This window comes from Clostridium estertheticum (assembly GCF_018861295.1).
Lineage (GTDB): Bacteria > Bacillota > Clostridia > Clostridiales > Clostridiaceae > Clostridium_AD > Clostridium_AD estertheticum_D.
In genome coordinates this window covers 1-15,995 of record NZ_JAHLDM010000036.1, presented here as the reverse complement: position 1 = coordinate 15,995, position 15,995 = coordinate 1, and the positions used below count along the sequence as shown (strand labels likewise).

16 protein-coding genes and 1 other annotated feature are annotated in these 15,995 nt (G+C 30.5%); of the genes, 8 read left to right on the top strand and 8 right to left on the bottom strand.

The genetic code is table 11. The features are described 5' to 3' along the window. Positions 1-152: 152 nt before the first annotated feature. From trpA to trpE, 7 genes are read right to left on the bottom strand one after another with little or no spacing between them, the layout of a single operon-like run. The gene (gene trpA / locus KPL54_RS23345) at positions 153-944 is read right to left on the bottom strand and encodes a tryptophan synthase subunit alpha (protein ID WP_216108897.1); all 792 of its coding nucleotides are present in this window, start codon (positions 942-944) and stop codon (positions 153-155) included. After that, positions 941-2,116, bottom strand: a complete 1,176-nt coding sequence (gene trpB, locus KPL54_RS23340) for a tryptophan synthase subunit beta (protein WP_216108896.1) — start codon at positions 2,114-2,116, stop codon at positions 941-943. Before trpB ends, trpA begins: the two co-directional genes overlap by 4 nt. Continuing rightward, the gene (locus tag KPL54_RS23335; protein ID WP_216108930.1) at positions 2,116-2,712 is read right to left on the bottom strand and encodes a phosphoribosylanthranilate isomerase; all 597 of its coding nucleotides are present in this window, start codon (positions 2,710-2,712) and stop codon (positions 2,116-2,118) included. Before KPL54_RS23335 ends, trpB begins: the two co-directional genes overlap by 1 nt. After that, positions 2,705-3,472 (bottom strand): indole-3-glycerol phosphate synthase TrpC, encoded by a 768-nt coding sequence (gene trpC, locus KPL54_RS23330; protein ID WP_216108895.1) that lies wholly within the window; start codon positions 3,470-3,472, stop codon positions 2,705-2,707. The genes KPL54_RS23335 and trpC overlap by 8 nt, the downstream gene beginning before the upstream one ends. Continuing rightward, positions 3,469-4,470: an anthranilate phosphoribosyltransferase gene (trpD, locus tag KPL54_RS23325; protein ID WP_216108894.1), complete on the bottom strand. Its 1,002-nt coding sequence runs from the start codon at positions 4,468-4,470 to the stop codon at positions 3,469-3,471. Before trpD ends, trpC begins: the two co-directional genes overlap by 4 nt. Next, positions 4,448-5,038, bottom strand: coding sequence for an anthranilate synthase component II (locus KPL54_RS23320; RefSeq protein WP_216108893.1), 591 nt, complete (start codon positions 5,036-5,038; stop codon positions 4,448-4,450). The genes trpD and KPL54_RS23320 overlap by 23 nt, the downstream gene beginning before the upstream one ends. Further along, the gene (trpE, locus tag KPL54_RS23315) at positions 5,038-6,468 is read right to left on the bottom strand and encodes an anthranilate synthase component I (RefSeq protein WP_216108892.1); all 1,431 of its coding nucleotides are present in this window, start codon (positions 6,466-6,468) and stop codon (positions 5,038-5,040) included. Before trpE ends, KPL54_RS23320 begins: the two co-directional genes overlap by 1 nt. 51 nt (positions 6,469-6,519) lie before the next feature. Continuing rightward, positions 6,520-6,825 (bottom strand) — a binding site (T-box leader). A gap of 411 nt (positions 6,826-7,236) precedes the next feature. Between trpE and KPL54_RS23310 the strand changes: the two genes are divergently transcribed. The 7 genes from KPL54_RS23310 (at position 7,237) to KPL54_RS26650 (ending at position 13,982) form a co-directional block, all read left to right on the top strand. Continuing rightward, positions 7,237-7,629 (top strand): bacteriohemerythrin, encoded by a 393-nt coding sequence (locus tag KPL54_RS23310; protein WP_216108891.1) that lies wholly within the window; start codon positions 7,237-7,239, stop codon positions 7,627-7,629. 168 nt (positions 7,630-7,797) lie between these two features. Beyond that, the gene (gene htpG, locus KPL54_RS23305; protein ID WP_216108890.1) at positions 7,798-9,678 is read left to right on the top strand and encodes a molecular chaperone HtpG; all 1,881 of its coding nucleotides are present in this window, start codon (positions 7,798-7,800) and stop codon (positions 9,676-9,678) included. A 138-nt stretch (positions 9,679-9,816) separates the two neighbouring features. After that, on the top strand, positions 9,817-10,599 hold the full coding sequence (locus KPL54_RS23300; RefSeq protein WP_216108929.1) for a Cof-type HAD-IIB family hydrolase: 783 nt from the start codon (positions 9,817-9,819) through the stop codon (positions 10,597-10,599). Between the two features lie 80 nt (positions 10,600-10,679). Beyond that, complete coding sequence (locus KPL54_RS23295; protein ID WP_216108889.1) at positions 10,680-10,967, top strand: putative quinol monooxygenase; 288 nt, start codon at positions 10,680-10,682, stop codon at positions 10,965-10,967. A gap of 17 nt (positions 10,968-10,984) precedes the next feature. Beyond that, positions 10,985-11,749 carry a type I 3-dehydroquinate dehydratase gene (gene aroD / locus KPL54_RS23290; protein ID WP_216108888.1) on the top strand — a complete coding sequence of 255 codons (765 nt, stop codon included), beginning with the start codon at positions 10,985-10,987 and terminating at the stop codon, positions 11,747-11,749. Positions 11,750-11,985: 236 nt separating this feature from the next. Continuing rightward, positions 11,986-13,764 carry a methyl-accepting chemotaxis protein gene (locus tag KPL54_RS23285; protein ID WP_216108887.1) on the top strand — a complete coding sequence of 593 codons (1,779 nt, stop codon included), beginning with the start codon at positions 11,986-11,988 and terminating at the stop codon, positions 13,762-13,764. A gap of 83 nt (positions 13,765-13,847) precedes the next feature. After that, positions 13,848-13,982 carry a hypothetical protein gene (locus tag KPL54_RS26650; protein ID WP_257786571.1) on the top strand — a complete coding sequence of 45 codons (135 nt, stop codon included), beginning with the start codon at positions 13,848-13,850 and terminating at the stop codon, positions 13,980-13,982. Between the two features lie 37 nt (positions 13,983-14,019). Here the strand turns inward: KPL54_RS26650 and hydE are convergent, their stop codons facing one another. Continuing rightward, positions 14,020-15,063, bottom strand: a complete 1,044-nt coding sequence (gene hydE, locus KPL54_RS23280) for a [FeFe] hydrogenase H-cluster radical SAM maturase HydE (protein ID WP_216108886.1) — start codon at positions 15,061-15,063, stop codon at positions 14,020-14,022. A 294-nt stretch (positions 15,064-15,357) separates the two neighbouring features. Here hydE and KPL54_RS23275 point away from each other — a divergent pair, with 294 nt between their 5' ends. After that, positions 15,358-15,588: a glutaredoxin family protein gene (locus KPL54_RS23275; protein ID WP_216108885.1), complete on the top strand. Its 231-nt coding sequence runs from the start codon at positions 15,358-15,360 to the stop codon at positions 15,586-15,588. The last annotated feature ends 407 nt before the right edge of the window (positions 15,589-15,995 follow it).

Genomic DNA, 15,995 nt, shown 5'->3' with positions numbered 1-15,995 from the left:
AATAGTATAAATTTTCTCTATAGTGACTTGAAATAAGAAGTGCAGGAACATTGTAATTTGATTTAGAAATTCTTATTTTGCCAATATAAAATTCTCGTTAGACTTCCTGGAAGGAAGGCTAGCGAACCGGCTGAATATGAATTACATCTTGTTTAATTTATTGCATTTTTTATACCTAGTGCAAAATCGTATACTCTTTTTAATATTTCCTTTCGCGAACCACCCTCAGCAACCAATTTAATTATTGCACTTCCAACAATAATGGCTTCACAATAAGGGGCGTATGCTTTTGCCATTTCAGCATTTGATATTCCAAAACCAAGTCCTTTAGGCATATCCGTATACGCAGAAACTAAATCCATATACTCCTTAATATCTGTATTAAGTTTTTGCCTTGTTCCTGTAACCCCGTTTACGGAGACACAATATACAAAACCTTTTCCAAGATTAGTTATAGCTTTTATTCTTGATTTCGATGTTGGAGCAACCATAGGTATTATGCATACATCATATTTATCTGCGATTTTTATTACTTCGGCCCTTTCTTCAAGTGGAAGATCTGGAATTATCAATCCATCAATGCCAACTTCCTTGCATTTTTTAAAAAACTCAATATCACCATATTTAAATATTGAATTATAATAAAGTAAATATACTAGTGGAATTTGTGTTTTTTCTCTTATTTGACAAACTTTATCCATAATAGATTTTATTTTAGTACCATTAGCTAATGATCTTGTAGAGGAGGCCTGTATTACTGGCCCATCTGCCATAGGATCGGAATAGGGAACACCAATCTCTATTATATCAGCACCAGCTTTTTCAAGAGTTAGAACTAATTCTAAGGTGGTATCTAAATCTGGATCTCCACCAGTTATAAAAGGTATAAATGCTTTTTCGTTTTTTGATTTAAGATAATTAAATTTCTCAACTATTCTATTCATAACTTTACCCCCATAATTTGCGCAATTGTATTTATATCTTTGTCGCCACGTCCTGAAAGATTAATAATAATTATTTTATCTTTTGGAAGTGTTGGTGCTAGTTTCATTGCATAGGCAACTGCATGAGAACTTTCTATAGCAGGAATTATTCCTTCAATTTTTGTAAGTTCCATAAATGCATTTACGGCCTCGTCATCTGTAGCACTAAAATATTGAGCACGATGTATATCATGAAGATGAGCATGTTCAGGTCCTATTCCAGGATAATCAAGACCTGCGGATATTGAATAAACAGGCATTATTTGACCGTCCTCATCTTGAAGTACATATGTTTTCATTCCGTGGATTATACCTACAGTACCCTTAGTGATAGTTGCGGCATGTTGATCTGTATTTAGCCCTTTGCCAGCTGCTTCAACTCCAATAAGTTTTACATCTTTATCTTCGATGAAAGGGTAGAATATGCCCATAGCATTACTCCCTCCACCAACGCATGCTATTATATAATCAGGTAATCTATCCTCGGAATCTAATATCTGCCTTCTAGCTTCATCTCCAATAACCCTTTGGAAGTCACGAACCATTGTTGGATATGGATGTAATCCCATGGTAGATCCTATAACATAAAAAGTATCTTCCACATTACTGACCCAATTTTTCATAGCCTCATTAACAGCATCTTTTAAGGTGCCTGTGCCAGTAGTAACAGGAGTTACCTTAGCTCCTAACATCTTCATTTTAAATACATTTAGAGATTGTCTTTGTATATCTTCCTCGCCCATGAATACTTCACACTCAAGTCCAAACATTGCAGCTACAGTAGCTGTTGCAACCCCATGTTGGCCTGCTCCGGTTTCGGCTATTATTCGTTTCTTTCCCATTCTTATTGCAAGTAGTATCTGTCCTAGTGCATTATTAATTTTATGAGCTCCTGTATGATTTAAATCTTCTCTCTTTAAATATATTTTTGCTCCACCCAACTTTTTTGTGAGATGCTCTGCATAATATAATGGAGTTTCACGACCAGCATAGTTCTTAAGATAATATTTGTATTTAGCTATGAACTCAGGATCCACTTTAGCTTTTTCATATTCTTCCTCTAGTATTATAATTGCATTCATTACTGTTTCGGGGGCATATTGACCACCGTATTCTCCAAATCTACCTTTCATTATAAATTCCTCACTTTCTTAATAAACTCTTTTATTTTTTCATAATCTTTAAATCCATCTGTTTCTACTCCGCTTGATACATCAACCCCATAAGGGTTTAATGTTGTAATCCCTTGCTTAACATTTTCACTAGTTAATCCACCAGCGAGCATAATGGTGTTCCCATCAACTTTTTTATAAGCAAGGTTCCAATTAAAGCTTTCTCCGGAACCGGAAGTACTATTATCTAAAAGAAATTTTGCACATTTATAGTTGCTTATTTCGGAAATACTTTCAAGATTATTAATTTTAAGTGCTTTCCAAATTTCATATCCTTTAAACTTATTTATATATTCTTGGTTTTCGTGACCATGAAACTGGAGAACATCAAGATGCAATTTTTCTGCAATATATATCACAACCGATGGATCTTCATCAACAAAAACGCCAACTTTTTGAATGCCTTCACTCAAATTTTCGATTAATTTACATGCATGCTCGCAGTCTACTTGACGTTTGCTTTTAGCAAAAACAAATCCAACATATTCTGGTAGCAAATCATTAAGATACTCTATGTCGCAAGGTCTTCTAATTCCGCAAATTTTAATTTTAGTCATGGCAGGCATTAAGGAAGGTTTCAACACTATCAGGGCTTCTCATAAAGGACTCCCCGATAAGTACTGCGCTTGCTCCGATTGATTTTAAATACAAAACATCACCTATTGAACTTATTCCGCTCTCAGACACTACAATTTTATCATTTGGTATATACTTCATTAGTTTCTCAGTAGTGTGAATATCAACATGGAAATTACTTAGATCCCTATTGTTTATACCTATTATTTTTGAGCCACATTCAAGGGCAAGTTCTATTTCAAAGCTATTATGGACCTCTACCAAACAATGAAGACCTAAAGAGGTTGCAAGTTCAAAATAAGATTTAAGTTTATCCTTAAGAACAGCAGCGATTAATAAAATAGCATCAGCACCAAGAGCAATAGATTGATATATTTGATATTTATCTATAATAAAATCTTTCCTTAATATGGGCATAGATGTATTTTTTTTAACCAATCCTATATTTTTATCATCTCCTAAGAAATACTTTTTCTCAGTAAGAACGGAGATAGCGTCAACACCATATTTTTCATAGTTTAAAGCTGTTTTAATAGGATCAAAATTTGGATCAATAAGGCCCTTGGATGGAGAAGCTTTTTTAACTTCAGCTATAATAGATAGGCCATTTTTACTAAGTGCTTTTCCAAAATTTCTTATTACTCTGTGCTCTATATTAGTTAAACTTTCTAATGGTTTTTGAATTTTTTCATTCTCAATTTGAAGTATTTTGTTTTTAACTATTTCATCTAATATATTCATGATAATCTAAGCTCCTCAAGCTTCTTTAGGGCTTTACCTGAGTCAATTAATTCTTTAGCGAGTAATACTCCTTCTTTTATAGTTTCACACTTTTTGCCAATATATAAAGCTGCAGCTGTGTTTATTACTACAATATCTCTTTGAGGACCCTTTTCTCCTTTTAAAACATTGAAAATAATAGCTGCATTATCCTTAGCGCTTCCTCCAACAATATTCTTAAGGATTGTTCTTTTAATACCAAGATCTTCTGGGTATATTTTATAATCAGTTACAATTCCATTTTTTAATTCACTGACATAAGTAAAACCTGTAGTGGTTATTTCATCAAGTCCATCCTCGCCATGAACTACAAGAGCTCTCTCTGATCCAAGATTTCTTAAAACCTTGGCAACTGGGTTCGTTAGGTCTTTACTGAAAATACCAAGGGTCTGTCCACGGACAAAAGCTGGATTTGTTAATGGTCCTAAGATATTAAAAATAGTTCTAGTTCCTATTTCACGCCTTGGTGATGCTGCATTTTTCATAGCTGAGTGGTAGTTTTGAGCAAATAGAAAAGCCATACCTTTTTCCTCAATTAAGTTTGCAGCAAGACTTGGGTCTATATTTATATTGATCCCAAGCTCGGTAAGTACATCTGCACTTCCACTTTGACTAGAGACTGCACGATTACCATGTTTAGCAACTTTTACTCCTCCAGCAGATGTTATTATAGCGCTGGCAGTAGATATATTAAAAGTTTTACCTCCGTCACCACCAGTGCCACAGGTGTCAATAGCATAATTGCTAATTAGATTTACATGTTTTGCGTTATCCCTCATAGCTTTTGCACAACCTGTAATTTCATCAATTGTCTCACCTTTCATCCTTAAACCAACAAGGAATCCTCCTATTTGAGCCTGAGTTACTTCTCCCTTCATTATCCCATTCATAAAATCATAAGCTTCTTTCTGCGTTAAATTTTGATTTTGTATAATTTTACTTAACATCATCTTTAACATTACAAATCACCTCCACGAAATTTTTAATTATTTCTTTTCCTCCTTCACTAAATATAGATTCGGGATGAAACTGAAGCCCATATGTCTGGAAATTATTATGCATTATTGCCATTATTAATCCATCTTTTGTTTGGGCAGTAATTTCTAAATCTTTTGACAAGGTAGATTTCTCAACAATTAAAGAATGATATCTCATTATTTTTAGATTGTCTTTTAAACCATTAAACAATTCTTTTCTATTATGGCTAATAATAGATGTTTTCCCATGCATTATTTCCGGTGCCTTTATAACTTTTGATCCATAGGCATAACCTATAGCTTGATGTCCTAAACATATGCCCATAATAGGTATAGTGCCTTCAAAAGCTCTTATTACTTCAACACTTAAACCTGCATTTTCTGGTCTTCCTGGTCCAGGAGAAATAATAATGCCTTCTAGCGGTAGCTTTTTTAATTCTTCTATGGTAAATTCGTCATTTCTTAAAACTTTTACGTCTTTATACAATTCTCCTACATATTGATATAAATTATAAGTAAAGGAATCGTAATTATCAATTATTAGAATCATTACAATACCTCCATTAAAGCCATAGTTTTATTTAAGGTTTCGGTGTATTCTGTCTCTGGCACAGAGTCATAAACTATTCCTGCACCACCTTGAACATAAGCAAAATCATCCTTAAATACTATTGTTCTTATGGCTATGCAAGTATCCATGTCACCACCATATGAAAAATAACCAATGGCGCCTGAATATATACCACGTCTTGTATTCTCTAGTTCATCAATAATTTCCATTGCTCTTATCTTAGGGGCCCCGGAGACTGTTCCTACAGGTAAACAAGATTTAAGAGCATCAAAGCAATTTAATTCATTTTTTAAAGTGCCTGAAACCTTTGAACATATGTGCATTATGTGAGAGAAGGCTTCGACCTCCATAAATTTATCTAGCTTTACAGATCCAAATTCACTTATTTTCCCTATATCATTTCTACCAAGATCAACTAGCATTAAATGTTCTGCAAGTTCTTTCTCATCATTTAACAATTCTTCTTTTAATAACTCATCTTCTTTTGCGGTTTTACCCCTTGGCCTTGAGCCGGCAATAGGATTAGTCATTACCACGTTACCTTTAACTTTAACTAAACTCTCAGGTGATGCACCAGCTAACTTAAAATCTTCGAAATCTATATAAAACATATAAGGTGACGGGTTGCTACGGCGTAGTTTCCTATATACTTCAAAGGGATCCATGCTATTTTCAACCTTAAATCTTTGAGATAAGACTACTTGAAAAATATCACCTGATGTTATATAATTTTTTGCTTTATCAACAAGTTTACAAAAATCCTCTTTTTTATAATTAGAAATTAATTCTTTATTTTGTGAATTTTCAATTAATTTATGATGTACGTTCTCGCAACTTACCATTGATTTCATAGTATTTAGCTTATTTAAAACAGTATCGTAATCTTCATCTTCCTCTGGAAACACATTATGAATTAACATTAATGTATTTTTAAAATGATCAAAACATATAAATTCTTTATAAAAAAGTAAACATGTCTCTGGTAAATTTAATTCGTCTGGATTATTATCGGGTAAATTCTCATATTGTCGTACTACATCATAACCAATATATCCGATTGCACCTCCAATGAAAGGCAGTTCTAAATCATTCCTATCGTATTGCTTAAGTAAGTGACCCTCTGCAAAATCTAATATCTTACCTGTTTTATTTTTAACTTCATTTTCTTTTGTTATCGTTATATTTTTACCGTAGCTGCTTAATATCATATAGGGACTACTGCCAAGAAAGGAATACCTTGATTCCTCTTTTGAGGATGAAGCGCTTTCTAGTAAAAATTTATATTTACCTTTTAGTTTGTAGTAAATATTTACTGGTGTAAGTTCATCACCATTAATTTTAATAAACATTGGAAAAATTACGTTTAAAGATTTTTTATCTTCAAATTCTTTCTGAGTTAAATTAACCATATTATAACCACCCCTTTATTTTTTTGTACAATAAAAAACACTTCATCCGTATAATGGGACGAAGTGACCGCGGTGCCACCCATATTAGTTATTTAGTTATAAAAAAATAAAAACACTTCATCCCACTAAAGGACGAAATGCAAAATTTCGTTATACCACCTAAATAATTATCTTTGTCAGGCACAGATTTCTCGATTGCCCTGTCCATGTAACGGTAGACACTCCGGTTAATGCTACTACTAGTTCGCATCACATCTCACAGACCCATTCAATAACGGCTACAGTACCCAGCTTTCACTAATCCAGGTTCGCTTAAACTAAATTCCCTTATCTACTATTTCTGCTCATTGATATTATTTAACATAATACAGTGTTAATTAACGCTTGTCAACTAATACTTTATAATTTAATTAAATTAAAATGTCTTTATTAAGTTAATAAAATATGATATTATTTAATTGATAATAATTATTTGAAAACAAAAAGTATCAATCTAATAATTATATGGGAAATAAAATGAAAATCTTATTCAAAGAGATATGCCTATTATTGAGTACCGTAGGAGAAGAGCTTTTTTGAAAGGTGAAGTAGAAAAAAAGTAATATGCTTTAATGAGGTAATGTAGAATAAAAAAACAATGGTATATAAATAGAATATTAGGGAAATTATTCTTGTAAAATAAATTAAAACAAAGTAATATAGATATATGAATTTAATTTTAGTGTGAAAGACAAGTTGTAATATCAAATTTGAGGGGGAAATTAATTAATGTTTGAGATGAAGGAAAAATATATGACAAAAATTCCTAAAATAAATGTAGAGCATGAAAAATTGTTTGAAATAGGGGAAAGAGCTTACCAATTATTAATAGATAAATATGATACAGATAAATATGATAAAATAGTAGCGGTAATTGAAGAATTAAAAGCATATACAATATATCATTTTAATGCGGAAGAAGAGTATATGATTAGCATAAATTATAAAAGATTATTTACACAAAAAATAGACCATGCATTTTTCATCAAAAAAATAAATGAGGTTAATTTAAGTGAGATTGATGATAATCAAGATGAAGCTATAATGAAAATATTAACTTTTTTAAATGAGTGGTTAATTAATCATATAGTTCAGAAAGACTTACTAATACCAGCAGAGTAAAATTATGTTGGTATTAGATTTAACTCTTTAAATAATAGAAATAGTAGAGTGAAACATTGACAAATCATAAAAAAAGGTGTATTTTAGAACTATCCTTAGCACTCAGAAGCATAGAGTGCTAACAAAATATAAAATTAAAAAGATTTGGTACGAAAGGGGAAATTTTAAATGGAAAAAAAGCAATTTAAAACAGAATCTAAGAGAATCCTAGATATGATGGTAAACTCAATATATACTCATAGAGATATATTTTTAAGAGAACTTGTCTCTAATGCTAGTGATGCTATTGATAAAATTTATTATAAGACATTAGCGGATGATACATTAACTTTTGAGAAAGATAAATACTACATTACTATAGCGAGTGAAAAAGAAAATAGAATAGTAAAAATTTCTGACACTGGGATTGGAATGACCGAAAAAGAGCTAACTGATAATTTAGGTGTTATAGCTAAAAGTGGATCTTTAGCATTTAAAAAAGAAAATGAAATAAAAGATGGTTATGATATAATTGGACAATTTGGTGTAGGATTTTATTCTGCATTTATGGTAGCTGATAATATTACTGTTATAAGTAAAGCATTTGGTAGCGATAAAGCTTATAAGTGGGAATCTACAGGTGCAGATGGGTATACTATAGAACCTTGCGATAAAAATTCTGTTGGTACAGAAATTACACTTAAAATAAAAGAGAACACAGAAGATGATAATTTTGATGAATTTCTTGATGAAAATGGATTGAAATCTATCATAAAGAAATATTCAGATTTCATTAGGTACCCAATTAAAATGAATGTAAGTAATTCAAAACTTAAAGAAGGTAGTGAAACAGAATACGAGGATTTCGTTGAGGAAAAGACTGTAAACAGTATGGTTCCTTTATGGAGAAAGAATAAAAGCGAATTAACTGATGAAGATTATAATAATTTTTATTCTGAAAAACATTATGGTTTTGATAAACCATTAAAGCACATTCATATAAGTGTGGATGGCGTTATAAGTTATAATTCTATTTTATATATTCCAGAAAAAACACCATATGATTTCTACACAAAAGAATATGAAAAAGGCTTAGAGCTTTACTCAAACGGTGTCTTAATTATGAACAAGTGTGCAGACTTATTACCTGACTATTTTAGTTTTGTAAAAGGAATAGTAGATTCAGAGGACTTATCACTTAACATATCAAGAGAAGTATTACAACATGATAGACAACTTCAATTAATAGCTAAAAACATTAAAAGTAAAATAAAAAGTGAGTTAGATACTTTACTTAAAAATGAAAGAGAAAAATATGAAATATTTTACAAATCATTTGGAAGACAATTAAAGTACGGTATTTACTCCGATTATGGTAGTAATAAAGACACTTTGCAAGATTTGTTACTGTTTTATTCATCAAAGGAGAAAAAGAACGTTACTTTAGATGAGTATGTTTCTAGAATGCCAGAAGACCAAAAATATATCTATTATGCTTCAGGTGAAACGAACGATAGGATTGAGAAATTACCACAAATAGAAATGGTATCAGATAAAGGGTTCGAAATTTTATACTTCACGGATGAGGTAGACGAATTTGCTGTTAAAATGATATCTAAATACAAAGAAAAAGAATTTAAATCTGTATCAAGTGGTGATTTAGGAATAGATGTTGAAGAAAAGGAAAAACCATCTATTGCTGATGATAAGGAAAATAAAGAGCTGTTCGAATATATGAAAACTACTTTGTCTGGTAAGGTTAAGGATGTTCGTGCATCAAAAAGACTTAAAAATTACCCAGTGTGTTTATCAAACGATGGTGAACTCACAATAGAAATGGAAAAAACATTAAATTCTATGCCTAACAATGAAAATGTTAAAGCAGACAAGGTGCTTGAAATAAATATAAATAATGATATGTTTAAAGTACTTAAAGGTTGCTTTGACACTGACAAAGATAAATTAGATTTATATACTAATATATTGTATAATCAGGCTCTACTAATTGAGGGATTACCAATTAGTGATCCAGTAGAATTTACAAACAATATATGCAAAGTAATGGTATAATTTAAGTATATTTTAATGAAATTGAAACAAATTTATGGGCAATAAATGGATATTAATTCATTTATAGCTCATTTTTACTAGTAAATAAAATTTGTTCTTAAATGTGCTTGTTTAACATTATAAGGGAGGGAAATACTTATCATAAAACTCATTGCAACTGATATGGATGGTACATTATTAAATGATAAAGGGAATATAGATGAAAAAATATTTGATTTGATACGTGATTTAAACAAGAAGGATATAAAATTTGCAGCAGCAAGTGGTAGATTTTATTCACAACTAAGCGTAAATTTTAAAAAGGTAAATACAGATATGATATTTATTGCTCATAATGGGGCTCTTGTTAAGTATAATAACAAAGGAAAGACCATATATTCAAATAATATTGCTAAAGAAGAAATAGAACACGTAATAAATCTAAACCCAAAGCTCGGAGAAGAAGTCTTTTTAGCTGGAGAAAATGAGGCCTTTATAGTAAATCCATCAGAAGTTATTTTTAATGAACTTACAGCGGTTGATGTTCCTGTTGTAAAACTAGAATCATTTAGTAAATTAAAAAGTCCCATATATAAGATTACTTATTATATGGCCGGCGGAGTAAATCTATCCATAGTAAATCTTCTAAAAGAAAAATTGCATGAGAAACTTGAATTTGTTGTATCTGGGGATAAGTGGATAGATATAATGAATAAAGGTATAAGCAAAGGAAGCGCTATAAAAATACTTCAAGAAAAATTTGAAATAGATCAAAAAAACACAATGGTTTTTGGTGATTATTATAATGATTTGGCTATGTTTAAAGCTGCTCATTACAGTTATGCAATGAAAAATGCACCTGAAGATGTGAAAAAACATGCGAAATTTATTGCAGAAAGTAATAATGACCATGGAGTTTATAACGTTATAGCATCTTTGTAGAAACGGTAAAAAAAGGGGACAAGTATTATAATTTTGTAATATAAAGGTTTATTAAATAAATTATAAGAAGGAGAAATTATATGATTACTATAGTTGCAAAAAATTCAATAAAGCAGGGGAAAACAGAGGAATTTAAAAACTTAGCAGAAAAACTTATTAATGAAAGCAGAAAAGAAAAAGGAAATGTATCTTATACTTTATATCAAGATACTAATGATAATAATATATTTACATTCATTGAAGAGTGGGAAAATGAGGATATAATTAAGAGTCATAACGCATCAATACATTTTACTTCTATTGTACCTAAATTTGCAGATTTAATAGAAAAAAAATCAGAGACTAATTTATATAAAAAAATAAAATAAATAATAAGGGTGCTCAAATGAAAAAAATAGTTAAGCTTAAAAAAGTTACAATTGGTGAGGGGATACCTAAAATTTGTATTCCTATGGTAGGAGAAACTATTTCAGAACTTTTAGAGGAAGCTGAAAGTTTAAAAGATATTGATTTTGATGTGTTAGAATGGCGTGTAGATTTTTTTAAAGACGTTGCAAATATAGATAAGGTAAAACAAGCATTACAAGGCATTAGAGCAGTTCTAGGTGAAAAACCAATTATATTTACTTTTCGCACAGCTAAAGAGGGTGGACAGAAAGAAGTTACTACAGAATTCTATTTCGCTTTAAATAAAGCAATTATCACGTCAAAACTTGTTGAAGTTATAGATGTTGAGTTATTAAGTGATGAGAAAGATGTATTAGGATTAGTAAATATAGCTCATAAGAATGGCGTATTTGTTATTATATCTAATCATGATTTTGAAAAAACACCAGGAAAAGAAGAAATTATATCAAGGTTATGTAAGGCCCAAGAATTAGGTGGAGATATTCCTAAAATTGCAGTAATGCCTACTTGCGCCGCGGATGTGCTTACGCTTTTAGATGCAACTCGTATTATGAATGAAAAATATGCTAATGGTCCCATTATATCAATATCAATGGCGGGAAAAGGGATTATTAGTAGATTATCAGGTGAGTTATTTGGTTCAGCACTAACATTTGCTGCTGCTAAGAAGAGTTCAGCACCGGGACAAATTTCTGCAGTAGAGTTACGCAAAATAATGCAGTTGCTTCATAACGATATATAAAAATATGACAACACAATATAAACGAAAAGAACTGCTTAATTTGAGCAGTTCTTTTCGTTTATATTGTAGAAATTAATAATGACTAAGGGAGTTTTTATATTAATCTAATTATAAAATTATTATTTATTAAAATATGTATTAAGATTTATAAAAAAGATACGATAACAATGTAACCGTTATTTTCACAGAACATTAAGAAAATTATGGATAAAATCTTAAAGAGAATGGAGTGATTTATGTTGAAAAAAATAAGCACTAAGATAATAGCTCTAAATATTTCAGTTGTATTATTAACTGCACTTTTAATTGGAGGATTTGCAACATACAGAATGTCAGTCTTGAGTAAAAACACTATATCGACAATTGATATTACAGTTAGGAAAGATTATGATGAAAAAATTAAATATCAAGTTGAAAATGTCATAACAATGCTAGGAGGCATTGATAAAAAATATCAATCCGGAAAAATAAGTTTGATAGAAGCTAAAAAGCTTGGCGCAGATTTAATACGTGAGATGAAATATGGCGATGGTGGTTATTTTTGGGTAGATACAGTTGATGGAGACAATGTTGTGCTTCTTGGGGGTGTATCTGAAGGTAAAAACAGATATGATTTAAAGGATGTAAAAGGTAAAAGCATGATTAAAGAAATTATTGCAAATGGTTTAAAGGAGAACGGTGGATATACAGATTATTGGTTTGCTAAAAAAGGGGAAGGAGTTGCATCTCCAAAGAGAGGATACAGTAAGGCTTTTAAAGACTTTAATTGGGTTATAGGGACAGGAAACTATGTTGATGACATTGACAAATTTGTTGGGAATGAAAAGGCTACTCTACTCAAAGCTTTTATAAATAGTGTAACTAATTTTATAATTTTAGCAATTGCTGTTATCGGATTATCGATATTTATATCCTTTTATTTTAGTAAGAAAATATCAAATCCTATTTTAAAGATAAGCAAGCTTGTGGATAAGACAGCGAAACTTGATTTGTCATATGATGAAAATCTTGAAATGATTTTAAAATATAAAGATGAAACAGGTATTATTGCAAGGTCTGTCATTGATCTACGAAGTGCACTAAGAGAAATAATCGTTGATTTGAAGGAAAATTCCATAGAGGTTCTTCAGTATTCAAAAACTATGGCACTGGTTACAAACGAAACTGTTCAATCTATAGAAGCTGTATCTGTAGCAATTGAAGAATTAGCAAAAGGAGCTACAAATCAAGTGCAAGATGCGCAAAATGGTGCAAATGAACTTACAAGTCTTACACTCGAAATTAGCACTGCTGTAAATAGTTCTGTGTTATTAAAAGATTATTCTAATGAAACTAAGTTAGTTAATGCTGAGGGACTTAGATCTATGAAATCACTTACTGAAAAATTTAAGGAAAGTAGCAATTTAAATGAAGAAGTCGTAGAAAATATATCTACACTTCAAAATAAATCAGACTCTATCGGAAAAATTATAAATACTATAAAAGAGGTAGCGGAACAAACAAATCTTTTGGCATTAAATGCTGCAATTGAAGCTGCTAGAGCTGGTGAAGCTGGAAAAGGATTTGCAGTAGTAGCTGATGAAGTAAGAAAACTAGCAGAAAAGACTGAAGAAGCCACAAATGAAATTACAAATATGATTGGTGAAGTTCAAGGAGAAATCAGTAATGTAACAACGAATATAAATAAGGGAGTAAATATTAATAAAGAAGCAAATTTATCTATGGATTTATCACAAAAATCATTTAATATCATAGAAAGATCTATTATTAATATGATTACTCAAATAGACACTTTGGTTTCTAATATTAACAAGGTAGATAAAAATAAAGACAAGGTATTGTTATCTATAGAAGGAATGTCTGCAGTGTCTGAAGAATCTGCAGCTTCAACTCAGGAGATATCTGCATCTATGGAGGAGCAAACGAGTGCTATGGAGGATATATCAAATACTGCTGATAACTTTGAGAAGATTGTAGCTAAGTTAGATGAAATAGTACAGAAATTTATACTGTAATATGGGTAATTTCAAAATAGCAGAAGTGTAGAATAAAAATTAGCCTTCTAGGTTAATCTAATATTAGAAAGGGGGAGTTTTTAATGCCAAATAAAGCTACAAAAATGAATATACAACATGATCTAAACAAGAAACATAATAAACCGGGAATTAAGGATGCACAAGGTGAAGCAGTTAATAATAAACCAATTAAAGAAGCAAAACATACTTTTCGTTAAGAAAAGAGCCTATAGGGCTCTTTTTTATGTTATAAAATCATTTGTTGTTTTTATTTCCGCGAAATCCATAATTAGTTGAAACGTTTCTTCCAATACTGTTAATTTTACCGGTTATGCATCCCCTACAATGAGAGGGAGTATCTCCAGTACAAATTTTACCAGGGTATAATGCATAATATTTTCTGTATTCACCTTCTGTAACATTAGGCATAACTACGTTAGCACCACTTTGAAGTGCCATCAGCCTTCCATTTTTATTTAAGGATTCCATAGCAGTTGTTGCCGGTATGTTAATGTCTGGCAGAAGCAACCGTGTTATGGCCATAACTTTAAGGGACATAATTAGCTCGCGACCATGGCAACTTGCAAGTGGTGTATCTTCATTAGGAATGAAAGGACCTATTCCTAACATGTCAGCATTAATTTCTTTGAAAAATAATATGTCATCCGCATATGATTCTATGGTTTGATTTGGAAGACCAACCATAACGCCTGTTCCTACTTCATAACCTAATTTTTTTAGGTTCTTTAAACAATTAAGTCTGTACTCGTGACTCATGCCAGGATCTAAATCTTCATAAAGTTTCTTATCAGTTGTCTCAATTCTTAAAAGATATCTATCTGCACCAGCATCTTTAAAGGCTTTATACTCATCATAAGTTTTTTCACCTAGACTTAAAGTTAGAGCTAAACCCAAAGCCTTGATATCTTTTATTATTTTGATGATTTTGTCCACGGTATAGTAATCATCTTCTCCACCTTGAAGTACAATGGTTTTATAACCAAAAGATTTAGCCTTAGTTGCAAAGTCTAAAATTTGTTCATGTGTTAATCTATATTTAACTAAATTTTTATTATCTCGCCTTAGTCCACAATAAAGGCAGTTATTCTTGCATATATTGGTAAATTCAATAAGACCACGAAGATGAACATCGTCACTCACATATTTTTTTCGAACTTCGTCTGCCGCATTAAACAATTCTTGGTCCATATCATTACTTTTTAAAAGATCAATGATTTCTAGTTTACTTAAGTTATGTTCAATTTTAGCTTTATTTATTATTTCCAATAAATTAATCATTAGTTGCTACCTCCTAATATTTATGCTTAAGCTCTTTAAACTACAAAATAATTATAAAGTATTTTGTCACTAACGTATAGTGTTAAGACTATCATAATATTATATAAAATATATGTAAATATAAAATAAAGAAAATATTTTAATAAATTAGTAAGTTAGAGGAATACTAGTTAAACAATTCTTTAAAATTTGAATTAATAATATTGACTTAACTTGAGAAAAATGATAATATGAAATTAGATTTAATTGTATACAATTAAATTGGAAATAATAAAACTTAAGGGGAGATTATACATGAACAAAGTTGAAATTTATACAAGTAATAGTTGCGGATTTTGTCATTTAGCTAAGGAATTTTTCGAAGAAAATAACATTGAATATACAGAGCATAATATTTCTGAAAATTTGGAAGCAAAAAAAGCACTTATAAAAAAAGGATATAGATCAGTACCAGTAATAGATATTAATGGGCAAGAAATGGTTGGATTTGATAAGGAAAAAGTGGTTGCTATATTAGGGATTTAAAAACAATAAAATATATATGGTATAATAAAAAGAAGCTAACACTAGCTTCTTTTTATTGTCTATATATATCTTAGTATATAAAAATAAAAAAGTATTGACATGAATAAACTTAGCTGATATACTTTAAAAAGTAGTCACTTAGTGACGAATATATATAGTTTTTATCGGTCTTTGAAAATTAAACAGAAAAATAGGTAAAGAAATGAAATAATATTTTATTTTAACCAGTTAATTACTTTAGTAAAAGTAATATTTTAGTCGTAAGACTAAAAAGTATGTAATGAGCTTGCGAAGCAACCTAACGGTTGATTAAACGACTTAACAGTTGTCGCAGATTAATTATTTCAACTAAAAAAGTGTAAACTTTTAAATTGAGAGTTTGATCCTGGCTCAGGACGAACGCTGGC